The organism is Niabella sp. (genome assembly GCF_030150205.1).
GTDB lineage: Bacteria > Bacteroidota > Bacteroidia > Chitinophagales > Chitinophagaceae > Niabella.
The window spans coordinates 503,522-528,978 of the sequence record NZ_JASLGT010000024.1 but is presented as its reverse complement, the minus strand read 5'-3'; the positions used below and the strand labels follow the sequence as shown (position 1 = coordinate 528,978).

At 45.6% G+C, this 25,457-nt stretch carries 28 protein-coding genes and 1 riboswitch; of the genes, 15 read left to right on the top strand and 13 right to left on the bottom strand.

The annotated features are described in order from the left end of the window. Positions 1-145: 145 nt before the first annotated feature. The 6 genes from corA to Q1V85_RS18905 all read right to left on the bottom strand — a co-directional run bounded on the left by corA (position 146) and on the right by Q1V85_RS18905 (position 4,045). The gene (gene corA, locus Q1V85_RS18925) at positions 146-1,258 is read right to left on the bottom strand and encodes a magnesium/cobalt transporter CorA (protein WP_300602129.1); all 1,113 of its coding nucleotides are present in this window, start codon (positions 1,256-1,258) and stop codon (positions 146-148) included. 197 nt (positions 1,259-1,455) lie between these two features. Then, on the bottom strand, positions 1,456-2,181 hold the full coding sequence (gene kdsB, locus Q1V85_RS18920; protein WP_300602128.1) for a 3-deoxy-manno-octulosonate cytidylyltransferase: 726 nt from the start codon (positions 2,179-2,181) through the stop codon (positions 1,456-1,458). A gap of 44 nt (positions 2,182-2,225) precedes the next feature. Continuing rightward, a complete protein-coding gene (locus Q1V85_RS25230) occupies positions 2,226-2,531 on the bottom strand; it encodes a type II toxin-antitoxin system RelE/ParE family toxin (RefSeq protein ID WP_366914015.1) in 306 nt (101 codons plus the stop codon). Further along, positions 2,525-2,755, bottom strand: coding sequence for a hypothetical protein (locus Q1V85_RS18915; RefSeq protein ID WP_300602127.1), 231 nt, complete (start codon positions 2,753-2,755; stop codon positions 2,525-2,527). Before Q1V85_RS18915 ends, Q1V85_RS25230 begins: the two co-directional genes overlap by 7 nt. Before the next feature lie 34 nt (positions 2,756-2,789). Then, a complete protein-coding gene (locus tag Q1V85_RS18910) occupies positions 2,790-3,635 on the bottom strand; it encodes a sterol desaturase family protein (RefSeq protein WP_300602126.1) in 846 nt (281 codons plus the stop codon). Then, on the bottom strand, positions 3,632-4,045 hold the full coding sequence (locus tag Q1V85_RS18905; RefSeq protein ID WP_300602125.1) for a DUF2007 domain-containing protein: 414 nt from the start codon (positions 4,043-4,045) through the stop codon (positions 3,632-3,634). The genes Q1V85_RS18910 and Q1V85_RS18905 overlap by 4 nt, the downstream gene beginning before the upstream one ends. Before the next feature lie 486 nt (positions 4,046-4,531). Here Q1V85_RS18905 and Q1V85_RS18900 point away from each other — a divergent pair, with 486 nt between their 5' ends. Then, positions 4,532-4,786, top strand: coding sequence for a cysteine-rich CWC family protein (locus tag Q1V85_RS18900; protein WP_300602124.1), 255 nt, complete (start codon positions 4,532-4,534; stop codon positions 4,784-4,786). 34 nt (positions 4,787-4,820) lie between these two features. Continuing rightward, positions 4,821-5,204, top strand: a complete 384-nt coding sequence (locus Q1V85_RS18895) for an acyl-CoA thioesterase (protein WP_300602123.1) — start codon at positions 4,821-4,823, stop codon at positions 5,202-5,204. Positions 5,205-5,290: 86 nt separating this feature from the next. On the opposite strand, the gene Q1V85_RS18890 is transcribed toward Q1V85_RS18895, so the two are convergent. The 7 genes from Q1V85_RS18890 to dnaN form a co-directional block, all read right to left on the bottom strand. Beyond that, a complete protein-coding gene (locus tag Q1V85_RS18890) occupies positions 5,291-6,403 on the bottom strand; it encodes a DUF5074 domain-containing protein (RefSeq protein WP_300602122.1) in 1,113 nt (370 codons plus the stop codon). A 22-nt stretch (positions 6,404-6,425) separates the two neighbouring features. After that, the gene (locus Q1V85_RS18885) at positions 6,426-7,553 is read right to left on the bottom strand and encodes a PKD-like domain-containing protein (RefSeq protein WP_300602121.1); all 1,128 of its coding nucleotides are present in this window, start codon (positions 7,551-7,553) and stop codon (positions 6,426-6,428) included. Between the two features lie 59 nt (positions 7,554-7,612). Continuing rightward, positions 7,613-8,734: a DUF5074 domain-containing protein gene (locus tag Q1V85_RS18880; protein WP_300602120.1), complete on the bottom strand. Its 1,122-nt coding sequence runs from the start codon at positions 8,732-8,734 to the stop codon at positions 7,613-7,615. Positions 8,735-8,743: 9 nt separating this feature from the next. Further along, on the bottom strand, positions 8,744-10,765 hold the full coding sequence (locus Q1V85_RS18875) for a TonB-dependent receptor plug domain-containing protein (RefSeq protein WP_300602119.1): 2,022 nt from the start codon (positions 10,763-10,765) through the stop codon (positions 8,744-8,746). A 102-nt stretch (positions 10,766-10,867) separates the two neighbouring features. After that, a riboswitch (cobalamin riboswitch) is annotated at positions 10,868-11,075 on the bottom strand. A 321-nt stretch (positions 11,076-11,396) separates the two neighbouring features. Then, positions 11,397-11,957, bottom strand: a complete 561-nt coding sequence (locus Q1V85_RS18870; RefSeq protein WP_300602118.1) for a YgcG family protein — start codon at positions 11,955-11,957, stop codon at positions 11,397-11,399. Between the two features lie 58 nt (positions 11,958-12,015). Then, positions 12,016-13,263 (bottom strand): NAD(P)/FAD-dependent oxidoreductase, encoded by a 1,248-nt coding sequence (locus Q1V85_RS18865; protein ID WP_300602117.1) that lies wholly within the window; start codon positions 13,261-13,263, stop codon positions 12,016-12,018. A gap of 100 nt (positions 13,264-13,363) precedes the next feature. After that, on the bottom strand, positions 13,364-14,479 hold the full coding sequence (gene dnaN, locus Q1V85_RS18860; RefSeq protein WP_300602116.1) for a DNA polymerase III subunit beta: 1,116 nt from the start codon (positions 14,477-14,479) through the stop codon (positions 13,364-13,366). 204 nt (positions 14,480-14,683) lie between these two features. Here dnaN and Q1V85_RS18855 point away from each other — a divergent pair, with 204 nt between their 5' ends. The 13 genes from Q1V85_RS18855 (at position 14,684) to Q1V85_RS18795 (ending at position 25,456) form a co-directional block, all read left to right on the top strand. Then, positions 14,684-16,015: a hypothetical protein gene (locus tag Q1V85_RS18855; protein WP_300602115.1), complete on the top strand. Its 1,332-nt coding sequence runs from the start codon at positions 14,684-14,686 to the stop codon at positions 16,013-16,015. Positions 16,016-16,038: 23 nt separating this feature from the next. Next, entirely contained in the window at positions 16,039-17,139 is a 1,101-nt protein-coding gene (locus Q1V85_RS18850; protein WP_300602114.1) for a trypsin-like peptidase domain-containing protein, read from the top strand. Positions 17,140-17,238: 99 nt separating this feature from the next. Then, a complete protein-coding gene (locus tag Q1V85_RS18845) occupies positions 17,239-17,475 on the top strand; it encodes a hypothetical protein (protein WP_300602113.1) in 237 nt (78 codons plus the stop codon). Next, positions 17,457-17,840 (top strand): type II toxin-antitoxin system VapC family toxin, encoded by a 384-nt coding sequence (locus Q1V85_RS18840; RefSeq protein WP_300602112.1) that lies wholly within the window; start codon positions 17,457-17,459, stop codon positions 17,838-17,840. Before Q1V85_RS18845 ends, Q1V85_RS18840 begins: the two co-directional genes overlap by 19 nt. Positions 17,841-17,862: 22 nt before the next feature. Continuing rightward, the gene (locus Q1V85_RS18835) at positions 17,863-18,336 is read left to right on the top strand and encodes a regulatory protein RecX (protein ID WP_300602111.1); all 474 of its coding nucleotides are present in this window, start codon (positions 17,863-17,865) and stop codon (positions 18,334-18,336) included. Between the two features lie 10 nt (positions 18,337-18,346). Continuing rightward, entirely contained in the window at positions 18,347-19,267 is a 921-nt protein-coding gene (locus Q1V85_RS18830; protein ID WP_300602110.1) for a sterol desaturase family protein, read from the top strand. Positions 19,268-19,285: 18 nt separating this feature from the next. After that, a complete protein-coding gene (locus Q1V85_RS18825) occupies positions 19,286-20,089 on the top strand; it encodes an amidohydrolase (RefSeq protein ID WP_300602109.1) in 804 nt (267 codons plus the stop codon). Between the two features lie 81 nt (positions 20,090-20,170). Further along, a complete protein-coding gene (locus tag Q1V85_RS18820; RefSeq protein WP_300602108.1) occupies positions 20,171-20,503 on the top strand; it encodes a helix-turn-helix transcriptional regulator in 333 nt (110 codons plus the stop codon). 1 nt (position 20,504) lies between these two features. After that, positions 20,505-21,209 carry a hypothetical protein gene (locus Q1V85_RS18815; RefSeq protein WP_300602107.1) on the top strand — a complete coding sequence of 235 codons (705 nt, stop codon included), beginning with the start codon at positions 20,505-20,507 and terminating at the stop codon, positions 21,207-21,209. Between the two features lie 2 nt (positions 21,210-21,211). Beyond that, positions 21,212-21,904 carry a hypothetical protein gene (locus Q1V85_RS18810; protein ID WP_300602106.1) on the top strand — a complete coding sequence of 231 codons (693 nt, stop codon included), beginning with the start codon at positions 21,212-21,214 and terminating at the stop codon, positions 21,902-21,904. Between the two features lie 2 nt (positions 21,905-21,906). Next, on the top strand, positions 21,907-22,593 hold the full coding sequence (locus Q1V85_RS18805) for a hypothetical protein (protein ID WP_300602105.1): 687 nt from the start codon (positions 21,907-21,909) through the stop codon (positions 22,591-22,593). A gap of 255 nt (positions 22,594-22,848) precedes the next feature. Beyond that, the gene (locus Q1V85_RS18800) at positions 22,849-24,216 is read left to right on the top strand and encodes an alpha-L-fucosidase (protein WP_300602104.1); all 1,368 of its coding nucleotides are present in this window, start codon (positions 22,849-22,851) and stop codon (positions 24,214-24,216) included. A gap of 166 nt (positions 24,217-24,382) precedes the next feature. Then, complete coding sequence (locus tag Q1V85_RS18795; RefSeq protein WP_300602103.1) at positions 24,383-25,456, top strand: TlpA disulfide reductase family protein; 1,074 nt, start codon at positions 24,383-24,385, stop codon at positions 25,454-25,456. Position 25,457: the final 1 nt, after the last annotated feature.

The window sequence follows — 25,457 nt, the reverse complement described above, 5'->3', positions numbered from 1 at the left end:
GCTTTCCTGCCATGATTGAAAGCTGCTCTTTTATGGCTGCATCGCTCAGGTGATTTATCAACTTTAGCGTTCGCATGTATATAAGTTTGAACGCAAAGATAAGAAATTATTATTTTAGTATTTTTGATAGCGGGATATTATGAGATTAAAACCACCCCTTCTTTTTAAAGATCAGTAACATCCAGATGGGAATCAGGATCATTGCAGCCACAGCGATCCAGAAACCAAAATGGTGATTGGTAAGCGGGATCACATTAAAATTCATTCCAAAAATGCCGCCGATAACGGTAGCCGGGGCCAGTAAACAGGTTACGACGGCCATTACCTTCATGACCTCATTCATTTTCAGGTTTACATTACTGAGGTAAAGATCCTGCATACCGGTAATCATGTCCCGGTAGTTTTCTACCAGGTCGATGGCCTGTACAATATGATCATATACATCTTTATAATAGCGTTCATTCAGCTCCGTCAGCAGTTCATTTTCGCTTTTGATCAGACCGCTGATCACTTCCCGTACCGGGTAAATCGTTCTCTTTAATACGATCAGTTCCTTCCTTAAAGAATTAACATATGCCAGGGTTCGCTTGCTGGCGCTCCGGATGATCTCCTCTTCCAGGTCTTCAATCTGATCTCCCAGTTTATCCATTACAATAAAATAATGGTCTACAATCGTATCCAGCAAGGTATAATACAGGTAATCGGCTTCCTTAGTACGCGTTTTACTGGTAGGCAGTTTTAAACGTCCCCGGAGGGCGGTAAATACATCCCGGTTCAGATCCTCCTGGAACGTGATCACAAAATTTTTGCCCAGCACCAGGCTGATCTGCTCCTGGTCTACCGACTTTTTTTGCTCGTTATAATAGAGCATATTCATCAGGCAAAAAAGGATCTCATCCTCTTCATCCATCTTGGCCCGCTGGTTCACGCTGAGGATATCCTCCTGCAACAGGGGATGAATACCATAGCGGGCGCCCACCATTTCCACGTCGGATTTACGCAGTCCGTCGATATTGATCCACACGATCTTATCGCTTTCTTTTAAGGCCAGGGCCTCCTGTAAAGAAATATCCTTTCGTTCTTCAATGCTTTCCTTATTATAACAATACGCGGAAATGATCACCTGCTGCGCCTCTTCTCTTTTAGGAACCACCGTGGGATTCACCGAAAGGATCTCCCGGGTGCGCTCTGTGCCGAAAAGCTCAAATAAATTGGGTAAAAAAAGGTATCGCAGATATTTTTCCGGACGCATCTTCATACAGGAAAGATAGTTATTTTAATGCAGAACAAACCAGGCATACCGGTTTGGGAGCATAACATTTCAGGTGCTTCGCCACGGCTTGCCTGTCTGTGTTTATCCGATAATCTGTGATCGATTATTTCCCACAGATTATCGGATGAACACCAAATTAAAAGGCATATACACCCTTCCTGTAGTTTCCCTCGTTCTGTGCTTTACCGGTTGAGCAGCGCGGTTGCTTTTTCCAGATCTTCCGGTGTATCGATGGCCACGGTTTCATAATCCGTTTCGGCCATATAAATATCAACACCATTATCCAAAAAGCGTAGCTGTTCCAGTTTCTCCGTTTGTTCCAGTAAAGACAGTGACCAGCCGGTAAATTCCAGCAATGCTTTTTTGCGGAATGCATACACACCCATATGCAGGTAATAAGGCACCGCTATTGTTTCATCCCGCCTGTAGGGAAGCACACTCCTGCTGAAATACAGGGCCTTCCCATTCTTACTGGTCACCACTTTTACAGCATTTGGATTTTGCGCCTCTTCTGAAGTAAATCTCCGCATCAGCGAGCCTACCTGCACTGTATCTACGTTGAACAGTGCCACCAGTTTTTCCAGGGGTTCCTTCTGCATAAACGGCTCATCGCCCTGCACATTTACGATCACATCCACCTCCATATCCTTCACCGCCTCCGCAATCCGGTCGGTGCCGCTTTCATGTTCCGCAACACTCATAATGGCCTTTCCTCCACGGGATACGATCTCTTCAAAAATCAGGATGCTGTCCGTTACCACAAAAACATCATCAAACAGTCCGCTGCCGGCCACCGAAGCATAGGTATGCGCAATTACCGGCCGGTCGCCCAGCATCTTCATTAATTTTGCGGGGAACCGCGTGGCGGCATAACGGGCGGGAATAACGGCAATAATTTTTTGCTTCATAATTCAAAAGTAGAAAAGATGTAGATTAGGCAGGACATTAATAACTAATATTCCAAGGGGTTCATTCTGACATGGCGGATTCGTATTATGCGAATTACCGAATCTCCTATATAATAGGTAACTCGGTATTTTAAAATTTCATAAGCACGGTAGGCACCATCATTGTTCAAACGATATTTATCCGGAGCATATCTTTCTGGGTTCGTTGGCAAGGCCTTTATTGAAGCAAGTAGTTTAACCCTTACCTTTTCAGCATTTTGTAAAGAGTCTCTTTTAATATACTGATATGCTTCCCGGAAGGCCCGTTTAGCTTCATCATCTATAATAACTTTTAGCCGGGATTTTACCATCCCTCCATTTCTTTCTCCAGGTCTTCAACAGTAGTAAATTTATCCTCATCCATACGTCGCATCGCCGCATCCAGCTCTTTATTATATTGCCCGATGCTGATATGGTCCGATGTAGCCTGGCGGCTCTTTAGAAAAGTTTTCAGCATTTGTACCACAGACCTTTTTTCCGCTTCATTCAACTGGGTAAAATAACCGTACATTTCTTTATCTAATACGCTTGCCATACTACAAATTTAACTTTAATAATTGAAAAATGTTCTAATGATCATTTGCGGCCCGATTCCGGTCTTTTTTAACAAATGGATCTTTCATCAGCCTCAGAAAATCCTCATCCTTTTCATTGTCGTAATAACGATCCAATCCATACCGGATCTTCGAAGGATCCAGTTCTTTATAGGTACCCAGCACCCGGTCCCATATAGAAAAAACGGCTCCATAATTACTGTCGGTATAGGGCTGCTTCCAGTGGTGATGTACCTTGTGCATATTGGGAGAGATCAATACATAGCTCAGCGCTTTATCCAGCCTTGCATTTAACCGGATATTGGCATGTGTAAAGGCCGTTGTAATCACCACCAGGGTCTGGTAAATCATCACACTGTACATCGGCGCCCCGCTTACAAAGATCAGCAGCAGGAAAAAGATACCGCGTAACAGGCTGTCGCCCGGGTGATGCCGCAGGCCGGTAGTTACATCTACTTTATTATCACTATGATGAATAAGATGATACCGCCATAAGTAGGGCTGCTGATGCATGCTCCAATGCACCAGCCAGCTGCTGAAATCCAGGGCCAGTACCCCGATGATAATAGCCCCCCATACGCCGGCATGCGTCCAGTATACCAGGCCAAAGTCTGCATTGCGGCACCAGTCTGATAGCAATACGATCAATACCGCCAGGGCTGTATGAATGATGAGATGAATGACCGTAAAACCAAAATTGACCAGCGCATGTGAAAATTTCGTTCGCCGGTATTGCAACTGAAACAGCGGAATAGCCCCCTCGATGATCCAGAAAAAGAGTAATCCTCCTACCAGCAGGGCCATCCGTTCCAGCGGGCGTTGCTCCAGCGTAGAGAAGTATGTGACTACAGATTCCATCATGTTCCGGTATTATTAACGTCTTTGAATTCAAACCCGCAATCAAAACAATGATATACCTTTTCTACAGCCATCGGGGCCCCGGCACTTAGCACCACGCTTACAAAGGTTCCCAGCCAGTTGGAGGCTTTTTTGGGGGTGCTGATGTATTCCACGTTAACGGATCCGCAGTTAGGACAGGGGTTTTGCTCCTGGTATTGTTGTTTGGTGCGCCGAAGTATATCCCGCGCCCGTTCGATCTGCGGCCCGGCCACCATCAGTTTAATACCACCTACCGCATACGTTAAAGCAGGATCAATGGTAACCGTGTTCTCATCCTTCAGCCAGCAGTTAATGTCTTCGCTCAACAGGTTTCCCATTGCCAGGTGCGCATCAATATAACTGTCATATGTAGCCGCAATTATAAAATCCATACCTTAAAGTTATTGCAGTAGCATGGATAAAAAAAGTTCCCGGAACGGTATTTTAACAGGATGATGCCTGTTGGAACAGCCCTCACAACTTTACAAAAACGTCATCGCATCGTAGGATCCGGTTTTCCAGGGTCCTTCAGAAATGCGGACCCGCTCGCTGAAGAGCATCCCTCGGCCGGTACAGGGGAATCCGCATCTCCGCACAGCTGCTAAAACACAAAGCAGGTCCTGGAAATTCAACACCAGCCTATCTGCCAAATCGATCGTCCTGTGCCGGCAAACCCCGTGCCCTGATCTCAGGTATTTATCGTCTTTTTCACTAAGTCTCCTACCAGGCCGGACGATTCAACACCTTAGGATTTTTTTCCACCATAACTCTGGCGATTTAACTACATTTATGATTCGATAAGTTCTTCTTTTTTCATCAGCCAGATCACGGCAAAAAACATGACGTAAAAAAATAAACCTGCCGGTTTCGGAATAATTATGTGTCTACATGAAGATAAAATCTGCCCCCGCTGTAAGCAACCCTTTGAATGCAAAGTGGGCAGTATTCTTCTTTGTCAATGCAGTACCGTACCCCTGAATGACGAGGAACGGGATTTTATCAATAAGCAGTATGAAGACTGTCTCTGTGCCGTGTGTTTAAAAGCGCTAAGGGGCCGGTATCATCAACAACAATTCCAGCACAAGTTAAAAGGCATCCTGGGTGTATTTTATAAAAACCCCTCCGATACCTAAGCTTCTTTTTTGCAGTTTTAAAAACCCATTACACATGCATACAGAAGACCGGATTGCCGCAGCCGCAACCCGTATATTTAAGGCCGTTTTTCCGAATACAACCAACCATTATGATACGCTCTTTGGCGGTATGGCCATGCAGCTGATGGATGAAGTAGCCTTTATTACCGCTACCCGCTACAGCCGCCTGCGGATGGTAACCGTAAGCAGCGACCGCATCGATTTTAAACATCCTATTCCTTCCGGAACGATCATTGAACTAACGGGCAGTATCATACATATCGGCAATACCAGCATGAAGGTACAGGTAGATATTTATGTAGAGCAGATGTACAGCACACACCGGGAAAAAGCTGTCAGCGGTGTATTTTCTTTTGTGGCGGTAGATGAAAATAAGAAGCCGGTTGTCATCACCTGACACCGGCCTCTTATCATTTGTATAGATGTGTTTATAAAGAAGCCCGCACCCCAACGATGCAAATCGCTTCTTTAATGTATTTCCGGTTAATAAAATACGGAAAGCTCCGGAAAGTAGATATGATTAAAATCCACAACGGAGCCATCGTTTCCATAAGTAATTTTCTTCACCAGTGCGCCGGTAGAGGCGTTATAGATCAAAAGAAAGTTTACCCCGGATAATCCGCCATAACCCTTGATACCGTTTACCACCAGGTAATCCTTGTTGCGGTCATAACGAACCGCTCCGTATACCATAAACGGCGATTCACTGATGGTAATGAACGGCTGACTAAGCGACGCGGCATTGCCTTCTACATATTTATAAATAGCGGATCCGGAATGATAAAAAACAGCATTCTCTTTGGTAGACGCTGTGATCCTTGTTGGCGCATCTAACCCAAAGGAGCCGATGCTTACCGGCAATGCCACACCCGTGGTATCCAGGTTTTTGTCAATGGCGATGAGGCGGCTGCCGGTAGACGCCCATACTTTTCCATTGGGTGTGCGGGCAAAACCCCGGCTGATATTTGCGAATCCTTTTACAAAAGAGTAATTCGTTGCATCAATGATTTTTGCGCCGTTGGTCTGCAGCAAATACACGTAATTACCTTCTTTTAACATATCGCCGGTATTAACGGCGGAAACAGAACTGAGTTTATACTGTACGCCCAGCGTGTTCAGATTAATGGAATAAACCCCATCTGCAGCACTTACCAACCCCTGGTTTTCTTTTACACCGATCAGGCTCCTCCAGTTACTGGTTTCCTGGTTATAACGACGCTCCTCTTTCAGGGTACGTGCATCCAACCGGATAATGGGTCCGTTCATTTTACTGACCAGGTACAGCTTCTGGTTGTACACTGTGGCAAACTGCAGTGTGTTGGCCAGCGATGCGTTCGATGTAATTTTACCCGGATTTGCTTTTTCATAGGCCCGGGTAATAATGGTATCTGCATCATAGGCATAAAAATGAACGGTTCCGGCAGCTTGTCCGTAAGAACCTTCAGTGATCACAAAAAAGCCGTTCGCATAAGGGGCTCCTTTTTCTATAGGATCCATTCCCGGACGCTCCCGGAAATAGTCATCGTCTTTGGAGCAGGCATCCAGGAGCATTCCAAGCGTTAGTAACAGCAGTAACTTTTGTAGCGGTCGTTTCATATACATATTCATTATTTAATTTTTATTTTCCAAAATGCAAATCTTCAGCTCCTTTGATCTCTGTGGAGATCTCGCCCATTAGCGCGTTTCCTTTATTGTTTTGAGCCGTATATACTTTTACAAAATCGATCGCCTTCAGCTGAACCGGCTTTCCATTATCATCTACGGCCCGTGAAATATCAAAGGCGTTATATTTATTCGTATCATAATCATCGCCGGATGAATAGGAGTCGGCATATCCCCAGCTAAAGCCGGCATTGATCCATATTCCGCCCACCTGGCCAAACGTGCTTTTCAGCAGTGTACCGGTAAACACCAGCGAGTCCTGGTTAGGCGCAAATAAGGGATAGTACTGCTGCTTGTGAAAGGCGTTTATTTCTACAGCTCCCGAATTTCCCAGGTTATCCTTCCAGGGCACATTTGCATAAGCTTTGGGGTTGTAATAAGTGATGCTGTAATGCTTAATGGTTTCCGCACTGTTGTATTCACTTCCGGCCAGCTCATACCAGGCGTCGTCTGCAATGCCGTTTCCGTTATCATCGCGGCTTACCATTACAATGCCCGGTTCGCTCCAGTCTGTTGGTGGTTTTAAGGGATTACCGTAAATCGCAATATCGGCCCCTTCTTTGTTTTGAATAGAATGGTCGAATGTAAAGGTGATGTACCCCCCGTAAGCGCCCAATGTTACCAGTCCGCTGTTCTTTCCTACAATACCTTCAGCGCTTACAACATTGCCCGGCGCCACATTTATAAATTGACCGGGAGCCGGTGCATATTCTAATATCCGGGAAATATATTTGCTTTCACCGCCTTCACGCACCACCGGCGCTACATTAATGACAAATTCCTTTTCGAATACACCTGCCTCATTCCGGGCTTTGAAAAACACTTTATAAAAACCAGCTACTGCAAATACCTGGGTGAATGCGCTTTCAGATGATACTTCCTTACCATCCACCATCCAGGTAACCGTAGCCTCCGTGCCATTTGTTCTATTCGATTCAATGGCCACCGGCTTCTGGATAACGGCATTGATCGTATCTGTGGTTACAGAAAAGCTGTATACAGGAGCCGCTGTTACATCCTTGTCCTTCTTGCAGCTGCTCATCGCTATTAAAAGAAGGAAGGCAAAAAAGAGAAATTGTTTCATGTGTGTATTTTTTGTTTGATTGTTATGCAATAGGTAATGCATTGATTTGAATAAAAGGCTCAACGGCCTGGTGATCCGTTCCGGTTATAAAAGGCGATATGACCGGGAATAATCCCCGTTTTTTTTATTGTGTTTTTTAGTTTTCCATAAGCGTCAAAACAATACAGGTCGCCGGCTTCACTGTAATTTCGTGCATCCGCTATATAAATGCTGCCATTGTTTGGATCTACGGCAATGCCATAGGGGATGATAATTTTTGTATCATCTTTAATAAAAGAACCGGGAATTAGTTTTTTGTTTTTAAGATCTACACGTGTATAAGCGTGCTGTCCTCCGCCATAGTCGGTTCCATATATATACGCCGTATCCCGCACAATAGTAAAATCTTCCACCATTACAGGAATGGAGTCGCTTAGCTGATCGGTTTGGGTATTGATTACATACAACTTATTGGTGGTACCCCAGGAACAGATATACAGGAATCCATTACTATCTTTTTTCAACCGCCTCAGGTTGGGAGCAACCGTTATGGCTTTTATTACCTTAAAAGCAGGCAGATCGATCACGGAAACCGTATGCTCTAAATTGGCCGGGCTGTAGCCCCCGCTATTGGCAACATATAATTTATTACCCACCACCGTTAGCTCATCCGGCTGCCGGCCTACTTCCACCGTTCTTGTAACGTTAAGTGTTGCCGTGTCTATTTCCAGCACCATTCCTTTTTCGGCCGTAGTGTAGGAGCTCAGGTAAGCGAACCCATTGGCAAAGGTTATATAGCGCGCATTTTCTATTGCCTTATGTGTTTGGTCGGTCAGCACTTTTATTCTGCGGGCGGTTCGGGCATCGAGTATCTCTACTTTTTTTGACCAGTTCATTACGATGTATAGCTTACTGCCATATACCCCAATATCATTCCCGGTGTCTCCTAACCCCAATACCGCATCCGGGTTTGCTTTTGTAAACACATCCCGCTCGTATACCCCGTTGTGCGTATCAAAATAATCCAAAGTGGCGTTGTTATAGCCCCATCCGCCTTCATTTAATAAATAGAAGCCGGTGCTGGTAGTATCTGCCTCCGTCTGCTGAGGTGGTAGCGCCCGATCAGGGTCCTTCCTGCAGGCACCTAAAAACAGTAAGCATGTGAAGAACATACAAGCGGGCATCCATTGGTTTGGTTTCATGTTTTGTATTTATAAGTTAAAAGTCATTTTTACCAGGTAGTTACGACCCGGCATGGGATAGTTGACCACCACATCATAATATTGATTCAACAGGTTATTTACTTCCAGGGCCAGCCCGATAGATACCTGCTTTAACCGGACCTTTTTTGTAAGCGAAAGGTCATGCGTATACCAGGGCTCCAGGTAATTTTGCGGATCATTTTCCGGAAGCATATACCGTTCACCGGTATAGATAAAGCTATAGTTCAGGCCCCAATTACGATAGGCCGTTTGCACCGTTGCGGATCCGCTATGTTTGGGTGCATAAGGAATTTGCTGATCATAGGATCGATCCCCGGCTGTTTTGTTTACGGCCTGCTGGTACGAATAGGTAACCGTTCCGTTGAGGAATACCTGCCGCTGGATGACCGCTGCATAGGTTAGCTGCAGGTCCATTCCCTTAACCGCTACCTTTCCCATATTGATCATGCTCCACCGGAACAGGTTATTGGCGGGGATGGCAATAATTTTGTCCCGGATATCATTGTAGTATACATCGGCCTGCAGACTGATTCCGGATCCTGTGTCGGCAAGCATTTTTTTATACTGAAGCCCGATATCGTACTGAGTAGTGTATTCCGGTCTAAGGGAAACACTACCAATGATTGTATAATACAGATCATTAAAGGTGGGCATTCTGAAAATGCGCTTGTAAAAAGAGCGGACACTGATGGGAAGATGCTCCCAGGGCCGCCAGGAGGCACTTATGGCCGGAGTGAGTACATGCTTATCGCCTGCCGCTGTTCCGGATCTTACTTTTTCCCGGATAAACGTTCCCAGTACATTTCCGGCAGCGGTGAATTGTTTCCGTTTCAGCTCCGTTGCAACCGCCACCAACCCGGTGTTCCGTACCGGGTACGCAAAGTTGTCCAGGTTGGCCTGCATCTTATTTACGATCCAATCCGTTGCCAGCGATATATTCCAGCCGTATGCAACCCGGTATTCATTTACCAGTGATGCGTCATATTCCTGCTGACGATATTGATTATTAAGCGGAGCACCGCCAATTTTTTTGATCGTTGTATCCAGGTAGCGGGTGCCATCATTGGCGTACTTTCCCTGTAATACGAGCTGATAGCGGGTATTGAATTGTTTGCGTAACATCCCCTGCGCAAAAAAGTTGCGGTCCCACAACCGCTGTGAATTATAAAACCGCTCTGCAACGATGGCACCCGGCAGTCCCCGTTGTGCATTATAAAAATAGGTTTGTATTTTCCAATGGGTTGAGGAATCCTTATTCAGGTCCTGCACGGCAACCTCTGCCCGCTGTGATGTAACATCTGCATTTTGCCGGACAATGGTGGTATCGTATGCCAGCTTTCGATAACGGGTTTTATATCTCCCATGCGCATGAATCGTTTCTAAGCTGACCGTTGCTGCCGTATTCCCCGCTATTTTCTGCTGCCAGTATAACGAGGGATTTATCAGACCAAAAGAACCCGTTTTAAATGCACCGCTGATATGGTGATTTTTGTGTGACTCAAATACCGGTTGTTTTGATTTTATATACAATGCCGCGGCACTTCCAAAGTTTCTTGCAGATTGAAGCGTAGTGGTATTTTGGCTGTTATACAAACTGAGTGCATCAATATTATCCAGCGAAAATTTTCCCAGATCAACAATGCCGTTCTGCGCATTTCCCAGCTGCAGCCCGTCATAAAAAACGCCCAGGTGTTGCGCCCCAAGGCTTCTTACATTGAGGGTTTTTAACCCCCCAATTCCTCCGTAGTCTTTGAGTTGTATTCCGGCAAAATAGCGTAGTGCATCCGCTATCGAAAAACTGTTCAATTGCTGCAGCTGGCTGCCGGTAAGCGTTTGAACAGGAATGGAAGCATTGAGCAGGAAGGCGGTTTTGCCGGAGCGGATCAACACACTATCCAGCTCCTTTGCGCGCAAAGAGTCATCGGTTTGTGCCAGGCCTTTTGTACAACCGATGCCATACAAAAGCGCCATTACTCCGGAAAAGCGGATCCAAAAATAAAATCGGTTCATTACTATTTGAGTTCATCAAACAGCTTCACCTGAAATAAACAGAAAACAAATGGGTAATGTATACCAGCACATTTGCATTCCAAGCCTTATTCCACGAAAGCTTAAAACAAAAACTGCGCTGGCAGGTCTCCTGACTTATCCCCGTTCTTAACGGCCTTCCCATGATGCCTTGGCGTCACAGTGGCCTTCAGATTGTTAAAAACGTTGCATAGGACTTACAGTAGCGGGTCTGCTCAGGATTTACACCTGATTCCCTTTTAATAAATGTTCCTATAAGAGTGAACATTTAACCAATGCGCTGCAAAAGTAATGGTAAAAATATAAACGGCAAGAAGCCGATTAAAAAGTCTGCTCAAAAACTGCCGTTCTATTCTTCGGTTGGCGGATCGGCATCCACAGATAGCGCCCTTTTCTTAGATACTTATTTGTCGCTCCAGGTTACAAAGTCCATCTGCGCACAGCACCTTACTGTCTTATCCTATTGAAGTCGGATAACATTTCCCCGCTGATTAGCGCTGATGCTATCGCAGATAAACGCAAAAGGAATCTCCCGCCGATCAGCGGGAGATCAAGTCTTTTTCTGAACAATTAAATAAAGGAAGAATTTTTTTTCCGGCGCCAGGCAATCGTCCTACTTAATATTCCTGCGGATGGTATCCATCAGATCATTGAGGCCTTTCCAGGTGCTACCAAAAACATTACCGCTTTGGAGCCCGGGCAACAGCTGATTGCGGATGATTTGATCTGCCTCCGAACGGGATAATAATTTGCCAACAAACGGTCCATAATCAATTGCCGCTTTATTTAATCCTTTGCTGATGGAAACCACCAGGGCTTTGTCGGTATTGCCGTGTACACCCTCCCATTCCTTCAGCAGGTTTTTATTATTGTTCTCAAGCGAACCGGATGTGATGTTATCTGCAGGCAGCGTTACTACTTTAATGGAGATCAGGTTGCTTTTTTCAAAAACCCGCACCAGGCTATCGATCTGTTTGTTTTGCGCCGCCGTAAACAGCTGCTCAAAATCGTACGACATATTGATGTTCTGTGGTGTTGCCGTTTGTTGCTGCGGGTATTTGATCTTTACATCCCGTCCGTCTGCATCTCTTTTATGCACCTGGCTGTTGAGGTTTTTGCTGGAATTACAGGACAGCGCTACGATTGTTGTCAACAACAAAACCGTCCGAAACATTTTTTGAAGCATAGGATCCATTTTAAGTAAACACTATAATGCAAAATTAGCGCCGTTTTTATTTATTGAGCAACAACCCGATATAAAACGAAGGCTTTGTTAGTTTTTTTCGCAGATCCACTTCATAAAACATACAGGACAGCAGCTCCTGCACCTTTTTATTGCGGGCACTGATGTTAATGAGCAGGTTAAACAGCCGGGGATAATGGACCAGCTTCTGAATGCGGGTGCTCAGCCGCAATTCGGAGCCCAGTACGCGTTCGATGTCCTTATCATAGCCGGCAAGACCAGCCGCAGAAAAATCACCGGTCTGAATGGCTTTTACCGCCTGCAATGCAGCCAGCCGGCCCGAGCCCATGGCATTGCCGATACCTTCCCCGGTAAAGGGATCAATAAGAAAGGCGGCATCTCCCACCAGCATATACCGCTCCCCCGTAAGCACTCTTTTCTTGCTCCCCAACGGCAGGCCGTAACCTTCGATCGGCCCTTCCAGCTGTGCATTTTTGAACCGCTCTTTAAACACAGGGTCCTGTTCTACAATACGGAGCAGCTCTTTTTTAAGATTGATCTTTTTGCGGCTAACGGTTTCACTAAGCATGCCCACCCCAACATTGGCCTGCCCGTTGGGCAGGGGAAAGATCCAGAAATAACCCGGCAACAGGCTTTTTAAGAAATGCAGTTCAATAAAGTGCTCCCGGTGCATCCCTTCCACATTTTTATAATAGGCCCGCAGACCGGCTACATAATGCGCCGGCTCCATCTGAATACCGGCCACTTTTTTTGTAAAAGCGGAATGCGCCCCGTTTGCAATAATCAGCAGATCTGCTTTTATCACAAATCCGTTCCCGTCACTCACGTAGTAGCCGTCCGCTTCCAATGTGTATTCCGTAATGGCTATACCTTCATAAAGCGTTACGTGTGCACAACGCTTGAGTTCTTCCACCAGGAAATGATCAAAATCCATCCGCTTGCAAACATAGCCGATCGGTACTTCCTTATGCTGATTGTTACCGGCATCAAAATCGGGCCGGTATCCAACCTCCAGCACCCGGCGGTTGGGCGCAATAAAGCTAACGCCCCAGCTGTTGAGCTTAAACCCGGCTTGTTTCAACCGTTCGGCCACAAGGGGATCAATCTTTTTTAAACAGGTAAGCACTTTGCCGCTCAGCCCGTCGCCGCAAACTTTATCGCGCGGAAAAACCGCTTTATCAACTACGATGCAGTCGATGCCCTCTTTATTTAGCTGAAGAGCGGCCGTAGCACCTCCGGGTCCGGCGCCGATGATACAAACTTTGGTATAAATCATTACAGAAGGCTCTAATAAAATGAGCCTGACCACTCGCCAAAGGCAGAAATTAGTCAGGCTCAACCGCCCAAACAGGCAGATTTAAAAATATCATTTTTTACTATTGGTTCAGCATCAACGGCATCACCAGCATCAATTGTTCTTCGTTCTCTTCCTGGTCTACCGGCTTGATGAGCCCCGCTTTTGTAGGCGTGCTCAATTCCATGTATACCTCGTCACTGTCGGTTGCATTGAGCATTTCGATCAGGAATTTGGCGTTGAAGGCAATCACCAGGTCTTCGCCATTATACTGGCATTTCATGCGCTCATTTCCTTCAAAGCTGAAATCCACATCCTGTGCCGCCAGCTGCAGTTCGCTGCCGCTGATGTTCAGGGCTACCTGGTAGGTGCTTTTATTACTGAATACGCTTACCCGGCGCAGGGCACCCAGGAACTCCGTTCTGTTTACCGTTAACCGGTACGGATTTTCTGAAGGGATCACCACTTTATAATCGGGGAAACGGGCATCGATCAACCGGCAACTCATTTGTGTAGTGCCATGTATTACAAAGAAATGGTTGGTATTGTAATTGATCGTGATTTCGTCGCTGTTATCCGGCAGGGCCGATTTTAACAGGTTCAGCGGTTTGCGCGGCACAATAAACGTATCGGTATTGGGTGAACTTACATCGGTCCGTTTATACCGCACCAGCCGGTGCGCATCTGTTGCTACAAACTGGATTCCTTTTTTATCCAGCTCAAAATAAACACCGGTCATTGCCGGGCGCAGGTCATCGGTGCTGGTGGCAAACAGGGTTTTATTAATTGCGGTTACCAGGGCAGACGAGGTCATTGTAAAGCTGGAAGCATCATCTGCAGTAGGATCTTTGGGGAAATTGTCCGGGTTTTCACCCATTACCTTGTACTTTCCGTTATCGCTGGTAATTTCAACGCTGTAATTTTTGTCAATATTAAAGGTGAGCGGTTGCTCCGGGATGTTTTTTAAAGAGTCGATCAGGATCTTTGCGGGAATACAAACGCGGCCGCTGTCTTTTGCCTCAATCTGCATCTCCGTTTTCATTACTGTTTCGAGGTCAGTGGCCACAATAGTCAGACGGTTTTTATCAATATCAAACAAGAAATCCTCCAAAATGGGCAATACATTGTTCGCATTAATTACCCCTGAAATATTTTGAAGTTGTTTCAGTAAAGCCGATGACGATGCAATAAATTTCATCTGTTATTTTATTAATTTTTACGTTTCTGTTCCCTGTCAGGGCAAAATGGAGGTAGCGAAACTACTATTTTATTAGATAAAGTTTCGAAAAATCTGGCCCATTTTTCGGTAAATATAGGAGGAAAAACGCTGATTTTGCCCCCGGTAAAATTTTTTAGGTAGTTTGATAAGGTTTAGTAACTTCCCCGACTTAAAAAAAGGCCTATGTTGAATAAGTTTTTAAATTGGGTCAGGGGGAAAGAAGAACCCTCCGCGCAGGGCAATCCTTCCATCGAGTTCGGCCGGTATTCGGATAATAATAAGATGTCCGGAAAGGTACGCCGCTGGAAAGATGCTGACAACCTGTTTAAAGAAAAAGACTATGCCGCATCCGTAGATGCCTTTTTTGATTACCTGAAGGATGATGCGGTACAAAACGTACGTTATACCCGCAACGGCGATACCGCAACATTTGAACTGTTCCAGGGCTCCAAGATCATCCGGGGCGAGATCCGCGATAACCGCCTGTCGGCCGATGTAAAACTGGCCCTGATGCAGGAACCTTCCGTACCGGTTATGCGCCGGCTGCTGGAAATGAATTTTGGCCTGTATTACAGCCGTTTTGCCTTAAACAACAATGAGCTGTGCATGCGTTTTGATACGGACCTGAGCACGGCCAATCCCAATAAATTATACTATGGCCTGAAAGAGCTGGCCACCAAATCCGATAAACAGGACGACCTGCTGATTGAAGACTTCGCACACCTGGCTGCAGTGGATCAGGACCATATCAGTCCGCTTTCCGAAAAAGAAAAGCAGGTGAAATACGATTTCCTGATCAGCTGGATCGATGAAATACTGGAAAAGATCGCGGGGGTAGACGCAGATAAGTTTTCGGGAGGTATTTCCTACCTGCTGCTGAGCCTGGTATACCGGATCGACTTTCTCATTACCCCCGAAGGGCAGCTGCTGAACCTGCTGGAAAAAGTGGGGGCCATCTATTTTAAAAAAGATGAGCGGTCCATTGTAGATAAAAACCGGGATATGATCGAAGCCTTCCGGGAGCTGAAAGCCAAACCCAAAGAAGAGATCTTCAAAAACCTGTTCCGGTCAAAATATACCTTCTCCATCGTAACCCCGCAGGTACATAAGGTGATGGCAGATGCCATACACGAGGCAAACGAAAACATGCTCTGGTACCGGGATAACGGATATGAGTACTTTGCCAATAAGCTAATGGAATATGGGCTATCCTATTGCCAGTATTCCTATAGCCTTCCCCGGCCCATTACCCTGCTGATGCGTTTATTTATGCAGGTGAACTATCCCTCCTTTTTTAAAACGCTGGGTTATACAGAAGACTTCTACGACACCGCCTCGGGACGTTTTAAAGAAGATGCCATCATCCGGTATATCCGCGCCGTTGAAGCACAATGGAAAGAACGATATCCCCATATGAACTTCAGAACCGAAGGACTGAGCTTCTCCGGTCTGCTGGCGTTTAACTACAGCTTTACCACGCAGATCGAAAAGCTGAATATGGACATACCGGCATAGCCACATTCATTAACGGAGCATTTATGAACACGCAGGAAATTATTAATAAATATCAGCAGGCCATTATCCAGATCGCCACACAAACCGGCACCGGAACAGGGTTTTATCTTAAAACCGCAGATCTGATTATCACCAATAATCATGTGGTAAACAATAACCCAGAGGTAACCATACAGGGAAAGCTTTTTGAAAAACAGCTTTCGCGGGTGTTGTATACGGATCTCAAACATGACCTGGCTTTTTTACAGCCGCCTTCGGGTGTAGACCTGCCGGAAGTGCATATAGGGAACTATGATCTTATGAAAGATGGGGATAATGTGATTGCCATCGGTCACCCTTATAACCTGAGTTACTCGGCCACACAGGGTGTTATTTCCAAGGTAGACCGCATCCGGGAGGGGCTTAAATACATCCAGATCGATGCGGCCATTAACCCGGGCAACAGCGGAGGTCCCCTGGTGGATTATGCAGGGGAAGTGATCGGCGTGAACTCCTTTATTATAAAAGGCGGCGATAACCTGGGGTTTGCATTGCCGGCCAGCTATCTGAAAGAAGCCATCGACCTTTACCTGCCCCATAAAGGGCAGGAAGCAGCCCGCTGTTCCAGTTGCGATTCGCTGGTAACCGCGGAAAATATCGACAATAATAAATACTGCCCCAATTGCGGATCAGAGGTAAAACTGCTGCAGATGCCGGAAAAAGAAGCAGAACTGATGGGGGTGGCCAAACTGATCGAGGATATTTTAAAAGACCTGGGAAAGGACGTGCGGCTGGCCCGCGACGGATCGAATCAATGGAGCGTAAAACAGGGTTCGGCCAAGATCAATATCAGCTATAACCCGGATAATTACTTTATTGCCGGCGATGCCTATCTCTGCCAGATGCCCATGGAGGCCGCCAAAATAAAACCCTTATATCAGTACCTCCTGCAGGAAAATAATAAATCGCACGGCCTGGTGCTTAGCTGCAATAAGAACAATATTGTATTGAGCCGGTTGCTGTACGACCTGGATATGACGCGGGAATCGGGTGTGGAAGAATTCCGGAATCTTTTTGAGCAGGCAGATCATTACGATGATTATCTGAAAAACGAATTTGGCTGTACGGCGCGGTTAGAAGAATAGCCATGAAAGTAGCGCGAAAATGCGTTCTAAAAAATTTAGTATCTTTGATCTGCTGAATTCATTGAAGTAAGGAACGTTTATTCTTAAAATGTAATAAAAATGATCCGCACTATAGTCAGAGCCGAGAAACGACAGATCAAATTGGATATTCCAAAAGAATACCTGGGGAAGGAGATTGAAATTACCTATATGCCTCTTGACGAGGTAAACCAGGAATTAAAGCTGGCACCTTCAAAAACAATGAAGGATTTTTGGGGCATCCTTTCTGACGATACCACCGAAAAATTACATGCTCACATTATAAAGAGCAGAAATGAATGGGACAGAAATATTTAATTGACTCCAATTGTATCATTGATTTCTGCAATGGCAAACTACCCGCTCCAGCACGGGAACTATTCTTTACCATAGAACAGCCTATTATTTCTGTAATTACCCAGATCGAAGTTTTAGGTTTTGAAATTCCCAATAAAAAAGAAGAAAAACTGTTACGCGATTTTGTTTCTATAGCCATGATCCTTCCGCTCAATCTGCAGGTTGCCTCAAAAACAATTGATATTAAAAAAAACATCCGGATCAAATTGCCTGATGCAGTAATATCAGCCACTGCACTCCAATTTAACCTTATATTACTCACCCGGAATGTTTCTGATTTTAAAAATATTACCGGGCTGAAACTGCAGAATCCCTGGGATTTATAAATTTAGTGCATCCACAATTGATATGACATCTTCTCAAGCATTAACAGAGGCTCAGGCACTCAAAAAACTACAACACTATTGTGCGTACAGCGAACGCTGTCACCAGGATGTGGTAAATAAATTATTTGAGCTGGGTGTGTGGAAAAAGGAACACGATGCCATCATTGCCGCCCTGATTGAAGAAAATTATTTAAACGAGGAGCGCTTTGCAAAAGCCTTTGCCGGCGGACATTTCCGGCAAAAAAAATGGGGCCGGAATAAAATAAAAACGACCTTGCAGCAAAAACAGGTTAGCCCATACTGCATAAAAGCAGGGATGAAGGAAATTGATGAAGAAGCTTACGAACAAACCATGACCGAATTATTGCAGCAAAAGTGGAACAGTCTTAAAGGGGAGCGCAACCGTTTTGTAAAAATGAAAAAAACGTCCGTTTTCCTCATCCAGAGAGGATATGAGCCGGAGTTGTTCCATCCGCTGCTTCATACCATACAATAACGATCACATCATGCACGGCTTTAGTTACCACGAACAATTACTGCTATTATTTTCTACTCCTTTTTATATCATTATTATCGGAGCGGAGATCCTGCTGTCTAATTTTCATTTTCATAAAAAGACCTATACCCTAAAGGATACGCTTACCAATGTTTACCTCACCCTTGCCAACGGATCAGTTGACTTTGCGTTTAAACTTTCTTACCTCTGGGTGCTCATCCAGGTGGCCAACCATAGCGCGGTTCAACCCATCAGCAATCCCGTGATCTATTGGTTACTGTTACTGGTGCTGGAAGATTTTGTGTATTACTGGCTACATCGCCTGGACCATACCACCCGTTTTTTATGGGCCGTACATGTTACACATCACAGCTCTCAAAAGTTCAACTTCACCGTAGGATTCCGGTCATCGGTTTTTGAGCCCCTTTACCGGTTTATCTTTTTTATTCCGCTGGTGTGGATCGGCTTCCGTCCGTTAGATATCCTGTTTATGTACTCCGCCACGCAAATATGGGGCACCCTGGTACATACAGAACTGGTGGGAAAACTGGGCTGGCTGGAAAAGATCCTCGTAACGCCCTCGCACCATAGGGTGCATCACAGTTCCAATCCCAAGTACCTCGATAAAAACATGGGCATGTTCCTGATCATCTGGGATAAACTATTCGGCACCTTCCAGGAAGAACTTTCTGAAAAAGAATACGCCCCTATTCAATACGGGCTTACCAGCAACCTGGTAAACCCCAATCCTTTTACCATCATTTTTCATGAATGGATACAGGTATTTAAAGATATTACGCAGAGCGGACTTACCTGGAAACAGCGCATGGGCTACTTGTTTGGTCCTCCCGGTTACAGCCACGACGGCAGTCGCAAAACCAGCCGTCAGCTCGAAAAAGAAGAGGAAGAAGCCCACCTTTCTTCAAAATAACCGAACTTTAGTGCTGGTATGTCTCTAACAATTACCCTGATACAAACCCGGCTTCATTGGGAAGATAAAGCAGCCAACCGGGCGATGTTGCAGCAAAAGATCGCGTCCATTAAAGAGAAAACGCAACTGGTGGTGCTGCCGGAAATGTTTTCTACCGGGTTTTCTATGCAGCCGGAGCTTCTGGCAGAAACCATGGATGGCCCTACGGTACAATGGATGCGGGAAATGGCGGCCATACACCGGATCATATTAACCGGCAGCCTCATCATCCGGGAAGGAACGGATTATTTTAACCGGCTGATCTGGATGCTGCCCAATGGTCAGTATGGCCTGTACGATAAACGGCACCGGTTTGCCTTTGCGGGAGAAGATCAACACTATACGGCGGGCAATAAACGGCTGATCGCCTCCGTAAACGGCTGGAAGATCAACCTGCAGGTTTGTTACGACCTCCGGTTCCCGGTTTGGGCCCGGCAAAACCCCGCAGCAGCTTCACCCGAACTTCCGGCGCAGCCGGAGTACGATCTGCTCATCAATGTGGCCAACTGGCCGCAGCGGCGGAGCCTCGCCTGGAAGACCCTGTTGCAGGCCAGGGCCATCGAAAATCAATGTTTTATAGTGGGAGTAAACCGTGTGGGCGTAGATGGTAATGGTATCGATTACAGCGGAGACAGTATGGTCATCGATCCTTTGGGTGAAATCCTGTACCACAAGGCCGATGAAGAAGCGATACACACCCTTTCGTTGCATAAGACCGCCCTGGAAGCCATACGCCAAAAATTTCCGTTCTGGAAGGATGCAGATGCGTTTCGGATTTCTTAGTTTGTTCCCATTAGAAAAACAAATACCTAAAATACTTATGTATTGATTTCTTATGTATCTTTATAGAAGAAATCAATCACGGTGAACAAAACCAATTTATATAAAGGTTGCCTGGAACCCATCCTGTTAAAGCTGTTGAAGGAAAACGGGCGCATGTACGGATACGAGATCACCCAGAAAGTAAAGGAGCTTACAGCCGGTGAGCTAAAGATCACCGAAGGCGCCCTGTATCCGCTGCTGCACCGGCTGGAAGCAGAAGGCATCCTGGAAGTAGAAATGGAAAACCTGGGAAACCGGGTGCGCAAATATTATTCGCTGACGGCATCGGGCAAAAAAGAGCAGGCCAGGTCCATGATCGAACTGGAAGCCTTTAAAAATACCCTGCAGCTGATCTTTAATCCAAAACTGGCTTAAGATGCTGACAAATGAACAAATCCAATACCTGGATCAGTTCTGCCAAAAGAAAGGCGTTCGCTATTATGATCTCCGGATGGAAATCGTAGATCACCTGGCTACAGAACTGGAAGCAATGATGGAAAGCGATACCCCTGTTGATTTTCCTGTATTGGTGGATGCAGGTTTTGAGCGCTTTGGAGAGAACGGCTTTCGCTCCATTGTAAAAGCAAAGGAGGAAAGTATAGAGGACGCCTATACCCGTTGTCACCGCAACTACTTCTGGTCTTTTTTTACACCTCCTAAAATTATCCTTACCCTTTTAATTGCTTACTGTCTTTTTCTGCCCTTTTTTTACGCCAGTGAAAAAGAGGTGCTGCAGATACACCGGATCTATTATTTGCTGATGGCGTTTATTTGTGTACTCACCATATCTGGAATACTTTTTCAACCAGACCGAACCAGCAAGCCGCTGCTCCTGTTAAAGGGCGTAAAAAGAAAATCGCTAAACCGCAATATCGGACTTCTTCTTTTACTACTGATAAACGGCTATACGATCCTGAAGAAAGATATACCCGGGGATTTTAAAATTTTCGCCGCGATCTTTCTCACTTTTGTAACAATCTCGTACTCCTTAATATTCATTGCCCGGTATTATGCAGTATTAAAAATGTATGCAAAAGCAAAAAGAGAATATCCCCAGGCATTTATGAAAAAAACGTCCTGAATATGCTTACCGCTGAATATATAAAAACATTGGATCAATTCTGCGAACAAAAAGGGATACAGTACTACGACCTGCGGCTGGAACTGGTAGATCACCTGGCCGAAAGTATTGAAAATAAAATAGCAGAAAATCCAGGGCTTTCCTTCGATGCCGCTTTAACGGCCGTTTATCAGTCGTTTGGCAAGGGCGGCTTTGCTGACCTGGTGGAAGAACGGCGCGCAATCCTTACCCAGGCACATAAAAAAGAATACTGGAAACATATCCGCCATTATTTTGAATGGCCCCGGATCGTTTTAAGCATAGCGATCCTGGTAATCGCCTTTATTCCCACATTTTTTATACCAGCTGCCGATAGCCGGGTTATTTATTCATTATGTGTATTTCTGGTGCCGGTGCTGATGAATTTACTGCAGGCGCGGTATTTCCGGCGCCGGTTTAAACCCATTCAACCTCTGATCAGTTTATATGGACTTAACTGGCGTCCGCTTATGCTAACCTCACTTTTTTTTGCATACCGCATCGTGCTTTTTGTATTCAATACAAAGATCGATGAAGTTCCGCTGAGTGCTCCGTTCTTTTTAACATTGGGCGTTGCTGGACTGATCTTTGAGCTCAGCAGTTTTGAAGCCCGTAAAAACCTGTATACAAAAGCTATTAAAGAATATCCCCTGGCGTTTATGAAAAAAACTTTCTGAATATGCTTACAAATGAACAAATAAAAACATTGGATCTGTTCTGTCAAAAAAAGGGGGTGCATTACTACGACCTCCGGCAGGAAATGGTGGATCACCTTGCGGAAAGCATTGAGACGGATATGGCAGCCGATCCAACAACGGACTTTGACAAAGCGCTGCATCGCGTTTACAGTGCCTTTGGTATTTCCGGCTTCTCAAATGTGATCCGGCAGCGGGAAGAAGCTGCACGCAAGGCCTGCCGCCAGAAAGAGTTCCGGCTGTTCCGGGAATATTTTACATTTCCGAAGATAGCCCTTTCCCTGCTGGCGTTCCTGTTACTGACCACTCCGGTTTATCTTTTTAAAATAAAGAATGCCACGGCCATCTACAGTGCGTATTGTATCTTTTTATTCTTCTTCAGCATTGCAGCGATTCTTTATGTGCATCGCCGTTTTAAACGCCCGGCTCAAAAACTGTTGTCCTTAAAACATACCGGTAGTTTTACTGTTTTTGTAGGTCTCTTCCAGGTGCCCAACCTGTATTTTAACCTGGCGGTGAACGGGCTCCGGATCGACATCAACCATACGCCCTGGTTCAACCTGGTAATGGCTGCATTTTGCACCCTTGCCATCCTGTTTACAATGGCCCGGTACCATACCTATAAAGCCATTTATACAGATGCCTGCCGGCGATACCCGTTAGCGTTTTAGCATATAGTTGTTCCAGGTTTCACGTTTGATCCGTTCGATACCCGATGGGAGCAGACAAATCAGCGATCGCAGACGTAACAGACTGAACGCCGAAAACTGATTACTGAAAGCTGATTACTGCAAACTGTCAACGTTTAATACCCGATGATTTATTGACGATTCACCATTGATTCTTCATTATAACCCATTCCCACATTTCCACATCTTCAAATTTTCAAATTCCCACATTTAAGAACGGTTCCCTAACTTGCCGGTATGAAAAGGATCCTTTCAAAATTAGCTTTGCCCGCCGCGCTACTGATTGCTTTTACGGTCAGCAGCCAGCCATACCAGCCCACCTGGGAATCGTTGGAAACACGTCCTACGCCCGAATGGTATACCAATGCCAAATTTGGCATCTTTATCCATTGGGGATTGTATAGCGTTCCGGCCTGGGCCACCAATTCCAATGCAGACGGCTTTGGGAGTAACTATGCCGAATGGTACTGGCAGCGGCTGATCAATGATAAGCTGAAAATCCATAAGGAATTTGTAGACTTTCAAAACCGGGTATACGGCCCTAATTTCAAATACCCCGATTTTGCGCCTCTATTTAAGGCCGAACTGTTTGATCCTGCGAAATGGGCACAGATCTTTAAGGGTGCCGGGGCAAAATACGTAGTACTGACCAGCAAGCACCATGATGGGTTTGCGCTTTGGCCCAGCCGGGAATCCTGGAACTGGAATGCGGTGGATGTGGGCCCGCACCGCGACCTGGCGGGTGATTTGTCCAAAGCCGTAAAGGATGCCGGTTTGCATATGGGTTTTTATTATTCCCTGTACGAGTGGTACAATCCCCTTTATAAAAGCGATGTAAAAAAGTATGTAGATCAACATATGCTGCCACAGATGAAGGACCTTGTAACCCGTTACCAGCCGGATATTGTATGGCCCGACGGGGAATGGGATCAGTCGGACACCACCTGGCGCAGCCGGGAGTTTATTGCCTGGCTATATAATGAATCACCGGTAAAAAACACAGTGGTGATCAACGACCGCTGGGGAAGCAGCGGAAGAAAATACGGTAGTTTTAACACCACAGAGTACGGACATGGAACCGCAAGTTTTGCCAAACCCTGGGAAGAATGCCGGGGCATCGGTGAATCCTTTGGTTATAACCGCAATGAAAACCTGGAGCAGTACCAAAGCAGTAAGAGCCTGGTACATATGCTCATTGATATTGTTTCGCGCGGGGGTAACCTGCTGCTCAATATCGGGCCGGCAGCGGATGGTACCATCCCCGTGATCATGCAGCAGCGGTTAAAAGATATGGGCGATTGGCTGAAAGTAAATGGTGATGCGATTTATGGCACCACCGCCTGGATAACAGCGCCCAGGCAAAGCGACTCTACCATCCGTTTTACACGAAAAGGGAATACCCTTTATGCCATTGCCACTGCTTGGCGCGATACGTTTACCATTAACGGCATCAAAAAAGCGGCAAAAGTGCAATTGCTGGGGCTGCCGGGAACGGTTAGCTTCCGGGCAACAACTGATGGCATTACCCTTCGTGCACCACAGGTTACACCGGCCAACAATCCCAGCCCTTATGCCTGGGTGTATAAAATAGAAGGCGCATTTTAAACCTTTGTTAAACCATACCGACACTATTATGCTGAAGTGCGGCACGATCTATCTTTAATAAATGAAGCAACGCAGCCTTTACCTTCTGCTTCCTTTGTTTCTGTTTTGTACTGAAAATGTACACGGGCAAAACGGCTCAAGGAACGGGATCGAGATTCTAAAAGTTATGTTGTCAAAATTTGCTGACGCTAAAAATCTGCAATTTGAAGAAATAAGAGCATCAAAAAGTCCATTTAATACAGATACTACCCTGCTTAATAGTTCCTATGCTTTTTTCTTTGACGAGCAAGGCGCGATAAAGAATGCAGATGTAACGACCCGCACCAACCTTTATAAAAACAGAGTAGTCGTAACGGATTCGGCTTTATATTATTTCAATCTTGAAGACAGTACTTATACCTACAAGCAGGTAACCGGCGGGTATTCAGGGGGAGGTTCCGATATTGGCGCGTTGATACACACTTTAAAAAGAGTTCTTATAAACAATCCCGGCTGCGTATCACAAAAAAAAGACACCGTCATTCACCATAAAACCTACTATGCAGTTCTTGTAAACAGCTTCGACTCGATCATCGATGGCCGGCGAAACTTCACCAACCAAACCATTGTCATTGATAAAAAAAGCTACTTGCCCTTAATGCAACTGTACACCGGTAGTGGCCGGGCGGGAAAGCCGGGCGGGACGGAGTTTACATTTATCGACTTTTATGAGAAATCCGTCTATACCAATATCCGGATCAACAAGCTTTCCAAGAATCCCATTCCAACCTTTGCGGGCTTACCGGGCTTTATACCTTATCTGCCGAAAGCGCTTTTAAGCGCTGGTACGCCAACGCCAGCCTGGAAACGCATTACGGTGGAAGGTGATTCCGTTTCATCAGAAAATGGTTTGGGAAAAGTAGTATTACTGTATCTATCTGGTATCGATTGCCCGGCAGCTCAGGCTTCCATCCGGATGATCAATCATATCTCTGACACATTCGCGCCGGACCGTTTTGTTATTTTTGGGATTTATAGTGATGGGAGGAAAAGTCTGCAAACATATGCACGAAAGTACAATCTTCATTATCCCATAATTTTTAACGGACAGGCAATCAAAATGAGATTTAATGCCCCGGGCTCACCCTATTTTTACATTCTTGATAAAACCGGGAATGTAGCCTATGCGCAAACAGGTTGGAATCCGGAGACAGAAAAGATATTGCAGGAAAAGATCCGTGATCTACTCAACGCCCCGTAAT

What these genes read in the sequence shown, in the direction of transcription:
- Q1V85_RS18900 (WP_300602124.1), top strand. Translation starts at nt 4,532, where the DNA reads ATGTGTCTACATGAAGATAAAATCTGCCCCCGCTGTAAGCAACCCTTT.
- Q1V85_RS18825 (WP_300602109.1), top strand. Translation starts at nt 19,286, where the DNA reads ATGTCTCTAACAATTACCCTGATACAAACCCGGCTTCATTGGGAAGAT.
- Q1V85_RS18865 (WP_300602117.1), bottom strand. Translation starts at nt 13,263, where the DNA reads ATGATTTATACCAAAGTTTGTATCATCGGCGCCGGACCCGGAGGTGCT.
- Q1V85_RS18805 (WP_300602105.1), top strand. Translation starts at nt 21,907, where the DNA reads ATGCTTACAAATGAACAAATAAAAACATTGGATCTGTTCTGTCAAAAA.
- Q1V85_RS18815 (WP_300602107.1), top strand. Translation starts at nt 20,505, where the DNA reads ATGCTGACAAATGAACAAATCCAATACCTGGATCAGTTCTGCCAAAAG.
- corA (WP_300602129.1), bottom strand. Translation starts at nt 1,258, where the DNA reads ATGAAGATGCGTCCGGAAAAATATCTGCGATACCTTTTTTTACCCAAT.
- Q1V85_RS18855 (WP_300602115.1), top strand. Translation starts at nt 14,684, where the DNA reads ATGTTGAATAAGTTTTTAAATTGGGTCAGGGGGAAAGAAGAACCCTCC.
- Q1V85_RS18840 (WP_300602112.1), top strand. Translation starts at nt 17,457, where the DNA reads ATGGGACAGAAATATTTAATTGACTCCAATTGTATCATTGATTTCTGC.
- Q1V85_RS18875 (WP_300602119.1), bottom strand. Translation starts at nt 10,765, where the DNA reads ATGAACCGATTTTATTTTTGGATCCGCTTTTCCGGAGTAATGGCGCTT.
- Q1V85_RS18915 (WP_300602127.1), bottom strand. Translation starts at nt 2,755, where the DNA reads ATGGCAAGCGTATTAGATAAAGAAATGTACGGTTATTTTACCCAGTTG.
- Q1V85_RS18845 (WP_300602113.1), top strand. Translation starts at nt 17,239, where the DNA reads ATGATCCGCACTATAGTCAGAGCCGAGAAACGACAGATCAAATTGGAT.
- Q1V85_RS18885 (WP_300602121.1), bottom strand. Translation starts at nt 7,553, where the DNA reads ATGAAACAATTTCTCTTTTTTGCCTTCCTTCTTTTAATAGCGATGAGC.
- Q1V85_RS18810 (WP_300602106.1), top strand. Translation starts at nt 21,212, where the DNA reads ATGCTTACCGCTGAATATATAAAAACATTGGATCAATTCTGCGAACAA.
- Q1V85_RS25230 (WP_366914015.1), bottom strand. Translation starts at nt 2,531, where the DNA reads ATGGTAAAATCCCGGCTAAAAGTTATTATAGATGATGAAGCTAAACGG.
- Q1V85_RS18895 (WP_300602123.1), top strand. Translation starts at nt 4,821, where the DNA reads ATGCATACAGAAGACCGGATTGCCGCAGCCGCAACCCGTATATTTAAG.
- Q1V85_RS18830 (WP_300602110.1), top strand. Translation starts at nt 18,347, where the DNA reads ATGCACGGCTTTAGTTACCACGAACAATTACTGCTATTATTTTCTACT.
- Q1V85_RS18910 (WP_300602126.1), bottom strand. Translation starts at nt 3,635, where the DNA reads ATGATGGAATCTGTAGTCACATACTTCTCTACGCTGGAGCAACGCCCG.
- kdsB (WP_300602128.1), bottom strand. Translation starts at nt 2,181, where the DNA reads ATGAAGCAAAAAATTATTGCCGTTATTCCCGCCCGTTATGCCGCCACG.
- Q1V85_RS18890 (WP_300602122.1), bottom strand. Translation starts at nt 6,403, where the DNA reads ATGAAACGACCGCTACAAAAGTTACTGCTGTTACTAACGCTTGGAATG.
- Q1V85_RS18795 (WP_300602103.1), top strand. Translation starts at nt 24,383, where the DNA reads ATGTTGTCAAAATTTGCTGACGCTAAAAATCTGCAATTTGAAGAAATA.
- dnaN (WP_300602116.1), bottom strand. Translation starts at nt 14,479, where the DNA reads ATGAAATTTATTGCATCGTCATCGGCTTTACTGAAACAACTTCAAAAT.
- Q1V85_RS18850 (WP_300602114.1), top strand. Translation starts at nt 16,039, where the DNA reads ATGAACACGCAGGAAATTATTAATAAATATCAGCAGGCCATTATCCAG.
- Q1V85_RS18880 (WP_300602120.1), bottom strand. Translation starts at nt 8,734, where the DNA reads ATGAAACCAAACCAATGGATGCCCGCTTGTATGTTCTTCACATGCTTA.
- Q1V85_RS18800 (WP_300602104.1), top strand. Translation starts at nt 22,849, where the DNA reads ATGAAAAGGATCCTTTCAAAATTAGCTTTGCCCGCCGCGCTACTGATT.
- Q1V85_RS18905 (WP_300602125.1), bottom strand. Translation starts at nt 4,045, where the DNA reads ATGGATTTTATAATTGCGGCTACATATGACAGTTATATTGATGCGCAC.
- Q1V85_RS18870 (WP_300602118.1), bottom strand. Translation starts at nt 11,957, where the DNA reads ATGTTTCGGACGGTTTTGTTGTTGACAACAATCGTAGCGCTGTCCTGT.
- Q1V85_RS18835 (WP_300602111.1), top strand. Translation starts at nt 17,863, where the DNA reads ATGACATCTTCTCAAGCATTAACAGAGGCTCAGGCACTCAAAAAACTA.